Source organism: Paractinoplanes abujensis (assembly GCF_014204895.1).
Taxonomy (GTDB): Bacteria; Actinomycetota; Actinomycetes; order Mycobacteriales; family Micromonosporaceae; genus Actinoplanes; species Actinoplanes abujensis.
On sequence record NZ_JACHMF010000001.1, the window covers coordinates 2059677 to 2072409 of the forward strand.

13 protein-coding genes are annotated in these 12733 nt (G+C 72.5%); 9 read left to right on the plus strand and 4 right to left on the minus strand.

Annotated elements, in window-relative coordinates; all coding sequences use genetic code 11:
- Positions 1-313: 313 nt before the first annotated feature.
- The gene (locus BKA14_RS08895) at positions 314-1216 is read right to left on the minus strand and encodes a GNAT family N-acetyltransferase (protein ID WP_203721901.1); all 903 of its coding nucleotides are present in this window, start codon (positions 1214-1216) and stop codon (positions 314-316) included.
- 184 nt (positions 1217-1400) lie between these two features.
- Here BKA14_RS08895 and BKA14_RS08900 point away from each other — a divergent pair, with 184 nt between their 5' ends.
- The 4 genes from BKA14_RS08900 to BKA14_RS08910 are packed head-to-tail and all read left to right on the plus strand — an operon-like array spanning position 1401 to position 2767.
- A complete protein-coding gene (locus BKA14_RS08900; RefSeq protein ID WP_184950429.1) occupies positions 1401-1838 on the plus strand; it encodes a hypothetical protein in 438 nt (145 codons plus the stop codon).
- A gap of 5 nt (positions 1839-1843) precedes the next feature.
- Positions 1844-2335, plus strand: a complete 492-nt coding sequence (locus tag BKA14_RS08905) for a hypothetical protein (RefSeq protein ID WP_184950430.1) — start codon at positions 1844-1846, stop codon at positions 2333-2335.
- A gap of 2 nt (positions 2336-2337) precedes the next feature.
- Positions 2338-2568, plus strand: coding sequence for a hypothetical protein (locus BKA14_RS43140; RefSeq protein WP_203721900.1), 231 nt, complete (start codon positions 2338-2340; stop codon positions 2566-2568).
- A complete protein-coding gene (locus tag BKA14_RS08910) occupies positions 2546-2767 on the plus strand; it encodes a helix-turn-helix domain-containing protein (RefSeq protein ID WP_203721899.1) in 222 nt (73 codons plus the stop codon). The genes BKA14_RS43140 and BKA14_RS08910 overlap by 23 nt, the downstream gene beginning before the upstream one ends.
- Positions 2768-2814: 47 nt before the next feature.
- On the opposite strand, the gene BKA14_RS08915 is transcribed toward BKA14_RS08910, so the two are convergent.
- The gene (locus tag BKA14_RS08915; protein WP_184950432.1) at positions 2815-3201 is read right to left on the minus strand and encodes a hypothetical protein; all 387 of its coding nucleotides are present in this window, start codon (positions 3199-3201) and stop codon (positions 2815-2817) included.
- Between the two features lie 59 nt (positions 3202-3260).
- A complete protein-coding gene (locus BKA14_RS08920) occupies positions 3261-6860 on the minus strand; it encodes a WD40 repeat domain-containing protein (RefSeq protein WP_184950433.1) in 3600 nt (1199 codons plus the stop codon).
- Positions 6861-7011: 151 nt separating this feature from the next.
- Here BKA14_RS08920 and BKA14_RS08925 point away from each other — a divergent pair, with 151 nt between their 5' ends.
- The gene (locus BKA14_RS08925) at positions 7012-7686 is read left to right on the plus strand and encodes an AfsR/SARP family transcriptional regulator (RefSeq protein WP_184950434.1); all 675 of its coding nucleotides are present in this window, start codon (positions 7012-7014) and stop codon (positions 7684-7686) included.
- Here the strand turns inward: BKA14_RS08925 and BKA14_RS08930 are convergent.
- Positions 7656-8597: an N-acetylglucosamine kinase gene (locus tag BKA14_RS08930; protein ID WP_184950435.1), complete on the minus strand. Its 942-nt coding sequence runs from the start codon at positions 8595-8597 to the stop codon at positions 7656-7658. The genes BKA14_RS08925 and BKA14_RS08930 overlap by 31 nt on opposite strands.
- An 85-nt stretch (positions 8598-8682) precedes the next feature.
- Here BKA14_RS08930 and BKA14_RS08935 point away from each other — a divergent pair, with 85 nt between their 5' ends.
- The 4 genes from BKA14_RS08935 to BKA14_RS08950 are packed head-to-tail and all read left to right on the plus strand — an operon-like array spanning position 8683 to position 12685.
- Positions 8683-9609: a MurR/RpiR family transcriptional regulator gene (locus tag BKA14_RS08935; protein WP_260416456.1), complete on the plus strand. Its 927-nt coding sequence runs from the start codon at positions 8683-8685 to the stop codon at positions 9607-9609.
- Entirely contained in the window at positions 9606-10358 is a 753-nt protein-coding gene (locus BKA14_RS08940; RefSeq protein WP_184950437.1) for a sugar isomerase domain-containing protein, read from the plus strand. The genes BKA14_RS08935 and BKA14_RS08940 overlap by 4 nt, the downstream gene beginning before the upstream one ends.
- A gap of 15 nt (positions 10359-10373) precedes the next feature.
- Positions 10374-11795 carry an N-acetylglucosamine/diacetylchitobiose ABC transporter substrate-binding protein gene (gene ngcE, locus BKA14_RS08945; RefSeq protein WP_184950438.1) on the plus strand — a complete coding sequence of 474 codons (1422 nt, stop codon included), beginning with the start codon at positions 10374-10376 and terminating at the stop codon, positions 11793-11795.
- Positions 11795-12685: a carbohydrate ABC transporter permease gene (locus tag BKA14_RS08950; protein ID WP_184950439.1), complete on the plus strand. Its 891-nt coding sequence runs from the start codon at positions 11795-11797 to the stop codon at positions 12683-12685. The genes ngcE and BKA14_RS08950 overlap by 1 nt, the downstream gene beginning before the upstream one ends.
- Positions 12686-12733 lie beyond the last annotated feature (48 nt).

Sequence of the window (12733 nt, forward strand, 5' to 3'; positions counted from 1 at the left end):
CTAACCGGGTTCGACTCGTACGTATCAAGTGGACTGTCGGGGGTTTTACAGCGCGCCGGAAAGGGTTAGCCGTTCAGAAACAAAGGCGCAATGCCGATTCGGGCATGTCCGGTCCTTCCCGGCTCATCGGTCGCCGGCAAGCCGTACCGCACAAGGGATCGAGGCGCAACGGGCCGATCCGCCGAACCATTGAGTCCGGCGTGTTACCGACCTGCTCCATAATGGAGAATCGAAATGGTCGGACCATTGGCCGCGGCCGGAGAAAAGTATTGCAGCTCACCGACCGCGGCCAATACCCGGTAAACAAATCGTATTACGAGGCGACCAGTCTCAACGCGAAGCGACGATATCCGAGCCGTTCGAAGGTTGCCACCATAGGCGTGTTCGTGCTGTCGGTGTCGGCCCGGATCACCGTCGCGCCGTCGGCGGCCAGCATCCACGTGATCTCGGCCAGCAGGTCGGCCGCGTAGCCGTGCCCGCGCTGCTCCGGCACCACGGCCACGTAGCCGACGACCGGCCCGCCCGCGTTGGCCGACGGCAGCGCCACCCCGACCAGGTTCTTGCCGGCGTCGTACGCGAGCCGCCACCGTTCGCGGGGACCGGGCATCATCTTGTAGTCCTCGACATCCGCCAGGGCCTGGGCCCGGGCGCCGTGCCGGGCGACGCCCTCGCGGGTGGCCACGTCGAGGCTGCCCACCGAGACGCGCTCGAAGGCGTCGGCGAACTCCTCGTCCGTGGCGGGCACGTACCGCAGGCGGGCCGGGCGGTCCGGCAGCGGCGACGCGCTCGTCCACTCGTACCGGAAACGCTCGTTGAGGGTGGTCAGCCCGGCCTCGGCCGCGGCCCGCAGGCGCAGCGCGATCTCGGGATCGTCGCGGTGCTCGGGGATCGTGAAGATGTGATACTCCGCCGGCGGCGACACCCGCCGGATCAGCTCGGCCCACATCGGCACGGGATCGCCGGCCGCCGGGCTCGCCCACAGGGCGTCGAGGGCCAGGGGCCGGTCACCGGCGGGGAAGCCCCACCAGACGGCCAGGCCGGCCAGGGTGTCGCCGTCGAAGGCCAGCCACGTCCACTCGTGGCGATAGCTGTGCGCGGCGAGGTGCTCGCGGAAACGGTCGTCGGTCGTCGTGTTGACCGACGGTTCGGACAGGCAGGTCAGGACAAGGCCGAGATCGGACTCGGCCATGGTGCGGAACAACAACGAAGCCTCCATGTGGGCACCGATGAGCGTGACGTGAGCATCTGAACCCTCCTTTCGTTGTCGACTGCCCGGGATGATGCTCGCTCCGCCCGTCCCGCGCATCCCATTTAGCGGCTGTGTAGTGGCCGTGTGGCGCCGGCTCCGAACGTGGGTCCCGAACCGCCGGAACGTCCGGCGAGGACGGAAAGGACACGCCATGAGCGACACCACGAACGACCTGACGGGCAACTGGGACGACGTCCGCAAGGAGCTCGCGGCCATCGTCGGGGGTGAGCCGGGGATGATCTCCGCGGCCTCCACGACGGCCGCCGCGGCCTTCTTCGGTGAACCGGCACCCGGCGAGTCCGCCGCCCTGTTCTCCGGAAGCACTGTCGTCCGCGCCTTCTGGTGGGGCTTCCACGTGCAGTTCAGCCACGAGGACGTGGTGAGCATCCTGGACGCCGCGGACAAGGTCAACGCGACTGTGGCGGCGATCGGCGGCACCGTGCCGAGCCCGGCCGCGCCCTGGATCAAGCTGCTGGCGCCGTTCGTGGCCGCCCTGCACGGGGCGCTGCGCGCGATCGACCGCGGCAACGGCATCTACGTGAGCATGAGCTGGTTCGCGCCGGGCGTGTTCGTCCCGACCTCCGTCTGACCGCCATGACCCCCGTCGTGGTCCCGGCCTGGTGGGACCCCCAGGCCAGGAAAGTCATCTTCGACGACGACACGATCGTCTGCGGCGTCCTCGTCGCCTGCGACACCGGGGTGGCCTTCGCGAGCCCGGCCCGTCTCGAGTTCGAGGCGGGCCCGGCCGGCCTGCGGGTCACCTGGTCGCGGCTCCCCGGGCGGTGCGAGCTGCACACGCTCGGCGCGACCTACCGCATCTATCTGGCCCCGCCCACCGACGGCTCGCCGCGGCTGAGCCGGGACGCGGTCCGCAGCATCGCGGGCCACCTGACGACGACCGGTGACCTCGCCGGGCTGGCTGGCCTGGTGGCCGACCTCGGCGTGTTCGGCGACGTGCTCGGCGTGGGCGGGCACGTCGGCAACTCGATCACGTTCGTGCACGGCGTCGCCGCCCTGCGCCGCGCCCGGCGCAGCCGGTCGGCCCTCATCAAGCAATTCGCCATTCTGGCCGAGAGGAAACAATAATCATGGAAATTGCTGCCGTCATCACCGGTCTGCTCGCTGTTCTCGTCAGCTTTCTCCCCGGATTGACCGCGGGCCGCCGCGCCTTCGGCATCATCGGTGGCGCCGGGTTCGCCGTTTACGGTCTGTACGTGCTCAATCAGGACTCGGGCACATGGTATTTTCCGATCTGGCTCTTCCTGCTGCCGGTCGTCACGATCGCCGGTGCGGCCCGTGCCAGCCAGCGGCACGAGTGACCGGCCGCGGCTGACCCCGCGCGAGCACGCCATCCTCGAGCTGCTGGCTCAGGGCTTCACGGCCCGGGCCATGGCGCGGCGGCTCGGGGTTGCCCCGGCCACCGTGTCGAAGCATCTGCAGAACGTCTATCGCAAGCTCGGGACCAGCGATCGTCTGGTCACCGTGCTGACCGCCCAGCGTTTACGGATTCTGCCCTGACCGGGGCGGTGGCGGTGCGCCAGGGGTGCGCCGCCACCGCTGTCCCGTCAGCGCCAGACCTGGATGCGGACGGTGAAAGCGCCCGTCCCGTTGCCGTGCTTGTCGTCGTTGACGGTCAGGTAGAGCCGCGTCGCGCCGGGGCCGAGCGTGGCGTTCTGGTAGGTCCGGCGCAGCCCGGCGCCGATGTAGAAGTACTCGCCGTCGGCCATCTTGCCGATGAGGCTGAACGGCGGCGCCCCGGGCAGCGGCTTGTCCTCGCCGGCGGCCCATCCGGTCCACCCGTTGGGCCCGTTCTCGGAGGTGAACCACACCCCGGCCCAGATCCTCCCGCTGGCGCTGATGTCGATCCAGTCACCGTTACGCACCTCGATTCCGGTGTCCTTGTCGTTGTCGTGCTCGGTCACCGTCAGGAACTTGTCCACAACCACCGGCATTGTCTTTCCCCTTTCTGTTCGGCTGACTTCAGAATCGGGGAAGAAGCAATTCCGCGGTATCAGCAGGATTGCGTAGTGGCACAGATGTGGGCGACGGCCGCGTCCATGGTGAGCGGCGGCGCCACGTCCCACAGCCGGACGGTGTTCAGGTCCTCGGTGTCACCCGCGGCCAAGGTGCGGCCGTCGGGGCTGAGCGCGACCGAGTCGACCGATTCGGTGCGGCCGGGCAGCATCGAGCGCTGCTGCCCGGCGGCCACGTCCCACAGCCGTACGGTGCCGTCCTCCCCACCGCTGACCAGTGTCGCGCCGTCCTCACTGAAGTCCAGGTCGTAGACGGCCTCGGTGTGCCCGGTGAGCGTGGCCCGGGCCCGGCCGGTGGGCGCGTCCCACAGTCGTACGGTGTGGTCGTCGCCCGCGGTGGCCAGGGTGCGCCCGTCCGGGCTGAACGCGACGGTGTAGACGAACCGGCCGGTGCCCGCCGAGACCACCCGGCCGCTGCTCGTGTCCCAGACCCGCCACGTGTTGTCGCCGTGCCCCTCGGCCAGCATCGTGCCGTCGGGGCTGAACGCCAGCGCGTACACGAACTCCGAATCGAGCACCTGCCGCACCTGGCCCGTGCTGACGTCGTAGAGGCGGATCGGCCGGCCGCGGATGCCGGTGGCCACGGTGCGGCCGTCCGGGCTGTAGGCGAGGGCGAAGATCTCCTCGCCGGGTGTGCCCAAGGTCGTCAGCGTGCGCCCGGAGCCGACGTCCCAGAGCCGTACGGTCCCGTCCAGGCTGCCCGTGGCCAGCGTCCGGCCGTCCGGGCTGAACGCGGCCTCCCGGACCGCGCCGGTGTGCCCGGTCAGCCGGCGGCGGACCCGCCCGGTGGCCGAGTCCCACAGCCGTGCCGACCCGTCCCGGCTGCCGGTGGCCAGCAGCCGCCCGTCGGGGCTGAACGCCACCGTCGTGCCCTCGCCCGTCCGGCCCGTGAGCGTCGCCCTGACCTGCCCGGTGCTCACGTCCCAGAGCCGGGCCGTGTGATCGGTGCTGCCGGTGGCCAGGGTGCGCCCGTCGGGGGTGAAGGCGACCGTCGTCACGGACCCGGAGTGCCCCGTCAGCGTGGTGCGGATCCGTCCGGTCGCGGCGTCGAACACCCGGGCCAGCCCGTCCCCGCCCGCGGTCGCGAGTGTGCCGCCGTCCGGCCCGAACACCACGCCGAGCACGGCGTTCGTGTTGCCGGCCAGGGTGGACCGCAGGCGTCCGGTCCCGGTGTCCCACAGCCTGACCTTGCTGTCGGTGCCCGCGGTCGCCACCGTGCGACCGTCCGGGCTGAACCCGGCCGAGGTCACGTCGCCCGGTTGCCCGGCCAGCTTGCGGCGCACGGCACCGGTCCAGAGCTCGGCCAGGCCCGGCAGCCCGCCGACGGCCAGCGTCCGGCCGTCCGGGCTGATCGCCACGGTCGTGATGTCCCCGCCCACGGCCCGGCTCGCCCGCAGCCGTCCGGTGACCGGGTCCCACAGTCGCACGTTCCGGTCGCCTCCGCCGGTGGCGACGGTGCGGCCGTCGGGGCTGAAGGCGAGAGCGGTCACCGCGAGCGAGGGGTCGGTCCAGGTCCGGCCGGCCCGTCCGGAAGGGATGTCGTAGAGCCGGATCCGCCCGTTCACGCCGCCGGTGGCGACCATGTGGCCGTCCGGGCTGAACCCGAGGGTCTGCACCGGGGCGTCGTGCCCGGTCAGGGTGGCTCGGAGCGCCCCGGTGGCCAGGTCCCACAGCCGTACGGTCCGGTCGTCGCCGCCCGTGGCCAGCAGCCGCCCGGCCGGGTCGACGGCCACGGCGTACACCGGGGCGGTGTGCCCGGTGAGGCGGCGTCGCAGGGGCAGCGCGGCCGCGGCGTGCACAGCGGCGGCGGCCTCGGCGGTCGGGCTCTCCCGGTAGGCCCGGACGGCCAGGGTCCCCGCCGTGTCGGGGTCGCTGCTCAGCTGCGCGCCCGACTGCGCGGCGAGCTGGCGGGACAGGGCCGTCCGTCCGGCCTCGACGGCGGTCCGCCGCTGCCACCCGGCGACGCCCGTCGCGATCAGCGCCGTCGCGAGCAGGCCGGCCAGCACCGCGATGACCCGCCGGGTGCGCCGGCGCGCGGCCTGGTCGTGCCGGTGGCTCGCGGTCACGAACCCGTCGAGCCGGTCGGGCAGGTGACGCCGCGACGACCAGGTCAAGGCCTCCGCCAGGTCGGTGCCGAGCAGCAGGTCGGCCGGCTGCCGGCGCTGCGACCAGCGGTGCTCCCGGTCGCCGGCCCGGCGCAGCCAGTCCTGGAACCGATGATCCTGTTCGACCCAGTCCCGCAGCGTGGCCCAGTCCCGGATCAGGGCCTCGTGGACGAGTTCGGCCACCGGTGTGGCCGGCGCCCCGGTCGTGCGCGTGGTGACGATCCGTCGCTCGGTGAGGACGGCCAGCACCTCGTCCGCGCCGGGTCCGGCCAGCGCGCGCAGGTCGGGCAGGGCGACCTGCTGCCGTACGGCGGGCACGTCGTGCCGGGTGTCGGCCGGGCGTACGAGCGCGGTCAGCAGGCGCTGTGCGACCAGGCGGCGTTCGCCGGTCAGCTCGTCCACCGCCGTGTCGCACCAGGAGGTGACCGCGCCGGTGACGCCGCCGATGCGCTGGTAGGCGGCGTGGGTCAGGCGGCCCTGCTCGCGGCGGTGCCACAGCTGGTGCAGGGTCAGCTCGAGCAGCGGCAGGACCGTGACCGGTGCGGCGGCGGACCCCGCGGGCAGCAAGTCGGTGACGATCCGCTCGGCCAGCCCCTCCTGCAGCTCGAGGCCGACCGCCGCGGCCGGCTTGACGACGATGTCGCGCAGGTCGTCCGCGCTCAGCCCGGCCGGGACGTTGACCAGGCCCGGGGTGAGCGCGCGGAGCAGATCCGGCGCGTGGGCGGCCAGCCGCGGATAGAAGTCGTCGCGCATCACCACGACCACGGTCAGACCGGGCTCGCCGAGCTCGGGCGGCTCGGACCCGGACTCGGTCAGCAACTCCTCGAACTGGTCGATCACCAGCAGGACACGGGTCCCGGCGGGGATCTCCTCCAGCCCGGCCCGGGCCACCTCGGCGGTGAGGTCCTTGCCGGGGCGCACGACCACCGTCCGCCAGCGGTCGCTGCCGGGCAGCGCGCCCCGGGCCAGCGCGGGCAGCACCCCGGCTTGGATCAGCGAGGACTTGCCGGAGCCGGAGGGCCCGAGCAGCAGCAGCCCGCGCCGATGGACGGCCAGGGCCGACAGCACCTCGCGGACGGCAGCGGCCCGGCCGTGGAACCAGGCGGCGTGCTCGGCCGTGAACGTCTCCAGGCCGCGGTACGGGCAGACGTCGGTGCGGGCCGGCCGCCTCCGGGTCCGTACGGCGGCCAGCTCTTGTTCCATCGTGGCGTGCCAGGCCCGCCAGCGGCTCAGGTCGGGCGGCCCCGACTCGCCCCGGTGCACGGCGCAAGCCCGCACGAAGGCGGCGACGAACTCCCACGGCGCGGCCGAGCGCCCGGCCAGCTTGTCGTGGATCGTGCCGCGCGTGTACGGCGTGCCCGCCTTCTCGGTCAGCCGCACCAGCTCGCGCACGGAGGGTCCGCCCGATTCGACCTGCAACGCGCGCAGGCGCTCGGCGAACGTGCGGATCGGGTCGGGACGCTCGTCGTCCACCTCGGCCTCCGGTGTCCGTGGACCGTCCGGGATGTGCCCCCGACACCCGGCCGGACGGCTGTCCTGAGCCTGTCAGCCGGTCCGCGCCGCTGCTGTCGGCCACCCGACCGCACGAGGACACGATCACACGACCGAACCAGGGGGATTTCTCATGAGCATCGACGTCCTGGGCGAGCTGCGGCTCACCGGCGGTCCGCTGCGGGGCAAGGCGGCCGAGCTGCTGCGCCTGCTCGTCGCGGGCCAGGAGCGTCCGGTCGCCGTGCACACGATCACCGAGGTGCTCTGGGGTGACCGGCCGCCCCGGTCGGCGGCGGCCAATCTGCACACGTACGCCTCCCGGGTGCGCGCCGTGCTCGACGACGGCGCGCGGCTGGTGCACACCGGCGGCAGCTACCGGCTGCTCGCCGGCCGCTGTGATCTGGCGTCGTTCGCCGCGCTGGCCATGAGCGGCGACCCCGTCGCCCTGCGGGAGGCGCTCGAACTGTGGCAGGGCAATCCGATCACCCCGGCGATGCGCGAGCGGTCGGTCACGGCGGAAGGGCTGGCCCGCCGCTTCGAGGAGCTGCGCCTGCTGGCGTACGCGCGGCTGGCTGCCGCCGCCGAGCCCGCGAGCCTGATCGGTGAGCTGCGTCAGCTGGTGGCCGAGCACCCGCGCCGGGAGAGCGTGCACGCTCTGCTGCTGCGGGCGCTCTACGAGGCCGGCGACGCCGCGGCCGCCCTGCTCGAATATCACCGGCTGCGCCGCATGCTGGCCGACGAGCTGGGGGTGGAGCCGAGCGCGCCGTTACGCGCGCTCTACCGATCGGTGCTGTGCGGCGCCGCCTGATCGCTCAGGAACCTGGCGTGCAAGGCCGTGGCCGGGCGGCCGGACAACGGGCGGGCGGCGAGCCAGGCCGCAGCGGCCGCCGGGTCACGGCTGGGAACCGGTTCGACCCGGCGCCCCCGCAGGATCGCCCGTACCCCGTCGCGGACCGGGGTGTCGGCCGCCAGCAACCCGCCGGCCAGGACGACCGGGCCGGCTGCACCCAGCCCGTCCAGTGTGCTGATCAGCTCGGCGGCGGCCTCGGCGGTGATCGCCCGGGCGTGCGGGTCGGCCTGCCGGGCCAGGGCGCAGACCAGCGGCGCGAGGGCGTCGATCTCGGCGAACGGCAGGTCCTGGGCCCAGCGGATCATCTCGTCGGCGCTTCCGGAGCCGACGTGCGCGGCGATCGCGGCGGCGAAAGGCGACGACCATTCCCGTACGGCGGTGCGCAATGCGGCCAGTCCGATCCAGCGGCCCGAGCCGACGTCGCCCAGCAGCCAGCCGTGGCCGTCGGCCGTGCGGACGACCTGTTCGCCCCTGACCTGGGCGGCGATCGCGCCCGTGCCCGCGATCAGCACCACGCCGGCCGGTGCCGGGCTGCCCGCGGCGAAGGCCGTCACCGCGTCCCCGACCACCACCATCGGGCAGGTCAGTCCCAGTTCCCGCCAGACCTTTTCGTACGCCGCGAGCCCGTCCCCACCGGCCAGCGCACTGGCCCCGGCCACGCCGAGCACGCCGCGCACCACACTGGACGGCTGCGCGCGGCCGAGGGCCGCCCGCAGCGCTTCCGAGGCCATGGCGGCCGCGGCGGGGGCGCCGGTCGACAGCGGGTTGCCCGCGCCCGCCGATCCACGGCCGACGATCACGCCGTCCACGGTCGAGACGACGGCCTTGGAAGCCGTGCCGCCCGCGTCCAAGCCCACGACGAGGTCCATGGTGGAATCGAAACATAGGCAACAGTTATTGACTAGGGGCAGAGACGGTCGTAATTTTCATCGGCAACAGCACTCGATGAAAAGGATGTCCGACGTGACCGGTGAGAGCGGAGGCCTGCTCGGCCGCCTGCGCATGGAGGGCCCGCAGATGCCGGAGGCCCTGGCCCGGATCGCCGAGACCATTCTGGCCGACCCCGAGACCTCGGCCCACGCCAGCATCGTCGACCTGGCCGAGCGCTCCGGCACCTCGACCGCCACGGTCACCCGGTTCAGCCGCACGCTCGGGTTCAAGGGCTACGCCAACCTGCGGGTCGCCATCGCCACCGAGACCGGCCGGGCCGAGCAGGCCCGCTGGGAGACCGACATCAGCGGCGACATCGCCCCCGGCGACCCGCTGACCGACGTGCTCGGCGTGGTCACCGCGGCCGACACCCGGGCCATCCAGGGCACCGCGGCCGGGCTCGACGTGACCGCGGTGGAGCGGGTGGCCGAGGCGATCGCCGGCGCCAAGCGGGTCGAGATCTTCGGGCTCGGCTCCAGCGGCACGGCCGCCCGCGAGATGGCGTTCCGGCTCGAACGCATCCGGGTGCCGGTCTGGTTCCGCACCGACTCGCACACCGCGCTCACCAACGCCGCGCTGACGCTGCCGGGGGACGTGGCCATCGGGCTCAGTCACTCCGGCCGTACGCGGGAAGTCATCGAGACCCTGGCCGAGGCGGCCGACCACGGCGCGCTGACCGTGGCCGTGACGAGCTTCAGCCGCTCGCCGCTGGCCGAGGTGGCCGACGTCGTGTTCACCACCGCCGTGCAGGAGACCACGTTCCGGCTGGCCGCGCTGTCCGCCCTGCACTCGCAGCTGCTGATCCTCGACCTGATCTACGTCGCGGTCGCGCAGCGCACCTTCGAGCGCACGGCCGACGCGCTGGAGCTGACCGTGCGCGCGGTCGACGCCCACCGGCTGCCCGAGAAGATCCCCTCCCGCAAGCGCGGGCGTTCGAAAGGACAGTCGTGAGTATCACCAGCAGCGAGTATCTGACGGTCGTGCAGGAAGTGGTCGGCCGCGTCGGCGGCGGGCAGCACGAGGCCAAACGGGCCGCCGCCGACATCCTGGCCGAGGCCGTGCGCAACGGGGGAGTGATCCAGGCCTTCGGCTGCGGGCACTCCGAGGCCCTGGCCATGGAGATCGCCGGCCGCGCGGGGGGTCTGGTGCCGACCAACCGGATCGCCCTGCGCGACATCGTCCTGTACGGCGGCGCGCCCCTGTCGGAGCTGGCCGACCCCGGTGTCGAGCGGCGCACCGAGATCGCGCACCGGCTCTACGAGCTGGCGCCGATCAAACCCGACGACGCGTTCGTCATCGCCTCCAACTCCGGGATCAACGGCGCCGTCGTCGAGATGGCGCTGCTGGTCAAGGAGCGCGGCCACAAGCTGGTCGCGATCACCTCGGCCGCGCACTCGGCGGGCGTGTCGTCGCGGCACCCCAGCGGGCGCAAACTCGGCGAGATCGCCGACGTGGTGCTCGACAACGGCGCCCCGTACGGCGACGCCGCGATCGCGCTGCCCGGTGGGGGAGCGGTCGGCGCGGTCTCGTCGATCACCGCGGCACTGCTGGCCCAGCAGCTCGTCACCGAGGTCGTGGCGCGGCTGCTCGCGGCGGGGATCACCCCGCCCGTCTACCTGTCGGACAACGTGCCCGGCGGCAAGGAACACAACGCAGAGATCGAGGCGCGGTACGCCGGGCGCATCCGGCGCACCGCATAGGAAGAGAGCCCTGTGATGAACCCTGATTCCCAGCTCACACGATATCCCACCCGGCGGGCACTGCTCCGTACGGCCGCGGTGGCCGCGGTCACCGTCCCCGCCCTGGCCGGCTGCGTCACGTCCGGCAAGGACTCCTCGGGGGAGCCGGCCGAGGGCGCCGAGAAGACCACCGACAATCCGCTCGGTGTGAAGGCCGACGCTCCGCTCGAGGTGGTCGTCTTCAAGGGCGGCTACGGCGACGACTACGCGATCAAGGCGGAGGCGGCCTACACCGCGAGATACCCGCAGGCCAAGATCGACCACAAGGGCCTGCAGAAGGTCGGCGAGGCCATGCAGCCCCGCTTCGTCGGCGGCAACCCGCCCGACGTGGTCGACAACACCGGCGCGGGCCGCCTCGACATCGGCACCCTGGTCAGCGCGGGCCAGGTGAGCGACCTGGCCGACCTGCTCGACGCGCCCAGCCTCGACCAGCCCGGCAAGAAGGTCCGCGACACGCTGCTGCCGGGCGTGATCGACGACGGCACCTTCGCCGGCAAGACCGTGGCGCTCAATTTCACGTACACGGTCTGGGGTCTTTGGTACTCCAAGTCGCTGTTCGCCGAGCGCGGCTGGACCTTCCCGAAGACGTGGGCCGAGATGACGGCGCTCAACGCCGAGATCAAGAAGGCCGGCGTGGCCCCCTGGACGTACCAGGGCAAATACCCGGAGTACATCAACGACCCGCTGCTCACCATGGCGGCCAAGGCGGGCGGGCTCGACCTGGTCAAGGCGGTCGACAACCTGCAGCCCGGCGCCTGGAAGCAGGAGGGCCTCGTCCAGGCCGCGACCGCGTTCGCCGAGCTGGCCGGGCAGGGCTACCTGATGAGCGGCTCCGAGGCGCTGTCGCACACCGAGGCACAGGCCGCGTGGTGCCAGAAGAAGGCCGCCTTCATCCCCTGCGGATCGTGGCTCGAGGCCGAGCAGAAGGGTGTCGCCCCGGCCGGGTTCGACATGGTGATGGGCACCGTGCCCGCGTTGTCGTCCTCCGACCGGCTCCCGGTGACCGCCGTGCAGGCCGCCAGCAGCGAGTCGTACGTGGTGCCGGCCAAGGCCAAGAACGTGGCCGGCGGCAAGGAATACCTGCGCCACCTGTTCTCCAAGGAGTCGGCCACCGCGTTCGCCCAGGCCAACAGCACGCTGCCGGCCGTGGAAGGGGCGACCGACGGGCTCACCCTGTCCTCCGGGCTGGGCTCGGTGCGCGACGCGGTGACGGCGGCCGGGACCGACACGTTCAGCTACAAATTCCGTACGTGGTACGGCCCGCTCGCCAAGGCCGTGGACGACGCCACCGGTGAGCTGGTCAACAAGCGCATCTCGCCCGCCGACTGGTCGACGCGCATCCAGAAGGCGGCCGACGCGCTGGCCAAGGACACCACCGTCACGAAGTACACGCGCTGATGCGGCACGGCCGCTGGCGGTTCCTGCTCGGCGCGCTGGTGCCGGCCCTGGTGCTGCACGTCGTCTTCGTGCTGTCGCCGTACGCGCAGGCCTTCTACCTGTCGCTGACCGACTGGACCGGGGTGGCCGGCCAGGCGTCGTTCGTCGGGGTGGACAACTACGTCCGCCTCGGCGGCGACTCCCTGTTCCTCGACGCCGTCCGCAACAACCTGGTGCTGCTGGCCGTGGTGCCGCTGGTGACGATCGGGATCGGGCTGTTCCTGGCCTCGATGCTGCGGCACTCCCCGGCGCGGATCGGGCAGGGCTACCGGATCGTGTACTTCTTTCCGCAGCTGCTGTCGCTCGTCGTGATCGCCGTGCTGTGGAGCTTCGTCTACAACCCGAACACCGGGCTGCTCAACTCGGGGCTGCGCGCGATCGGGCTGGACGGGCTGGCCCGGTCGTGGCTGGCCGAGCCGGCCTGGGCCCTGGGCGCCGTGATGGCGGTGCTGGTGTGGTCGTCGGTCGGCTTCTACGTGGTGCTGTTCAGCGCGGCCATCGAGGGCATCCCGGTGGAGCTCTTCGAGGCGGCGAAGCTGGACGGGGCCGGGCGGTGGGCGACCTTCTGGAAGGTGACGCTGCCCCTGGTGCGCGAGTCGGTGCAGGTCGCGTTCGTCTACCTGGGGATCGCGGCGCTGGACGCCTTCGCCGTCGTGCAGATCATGACGGTGGGGCCGGGCGGGCCGGACGGGGCCACCGAGGTGATCGGGATGTCGCTGTACCGGACCGCTTTCTCGTACGGGAAATTCGGCTACGCGTCGGCCATGGGGGTGGCGCTGTTCTTCGCCACTCTGACGCTGGCTGTGCTCGCCCTGCGGGCCGGTCGTCGGGAACGGTTGGAGCTGGCATGACTCTGCTGCAGGATCGTCCGGCCACCCGCCTGTCGCCGCCTTCGGCAC

Coding starts and splice junctions, on each gene's coding strand:
- BKA14_RS08930 (WP_184950435.1), bottom strand. CDS start 8,597: ATGGACCTCGTCGTGGGCTTGGACGCGGGCGGCACGGCTTCCAAGGCC.
- BKA14_RS43140 (WP_203721900.1), top strand. CDS start 2,338: ATGGAAATTGCTGCCGTCATCACCGGTCTGCTCGCTGTTCTCGTCAGC.
- BKA14_RS08900 (WP_184950429.1), top strand. CDS start 1,401: ATGAGCGACACCACGAACGACCTGACGGGCAACTGGGACGACGTCCGC.
- BKA14_RS08895 (WP_203721901.1), bottom strand. CDS start 1,216: ATGGAGGCTTCGTTGTTGTTCCGCACCATGGCCGAGTCCGATCTCGGC.
- ngcE (WP_184950438.1), top strand. CDS start 10,374: ATGAACCCTGATTCCCAGCTCACACGATATCCCACCCGGCGGGCACTG.
- BKA14_RS08915 (WP_184950432.1), bottom strand. CDS start 3,201: ATGCCGGTGGTTGTGGACAAGTTCCTGACGGTGACCGAGCACGACAAC.
- BKA14_RS08950 (WP_184950439.1), top strand. CDS start 11,795: ATGCGGCACGGCCGCTGGCGGTTCCTGCTCGGCGCGCTGGTGCCGGCC.
- BKA14_RS08925 (WP_184950434.1), top strand. CDS start 7,012: ATGAGCATCGACGTCCTGGGCGAGCTGCGGCTCACCGGCGGTCCGCTG.
- BKA14_RS08905 (WP_184950430.1), top strand. CDS start 1,844: ATGACCCCCGTCGTGGTCCCGGCCTGGTGGGACCCCCAGGCCAGGAAA.
- BKA14_RS08935 (WP_260416456.1), top strand. CDS start 8,683: ATGTCCGACGTGACCGGTGAGAGCGGAGGCCTGCTCGGCCGCCTGCGC.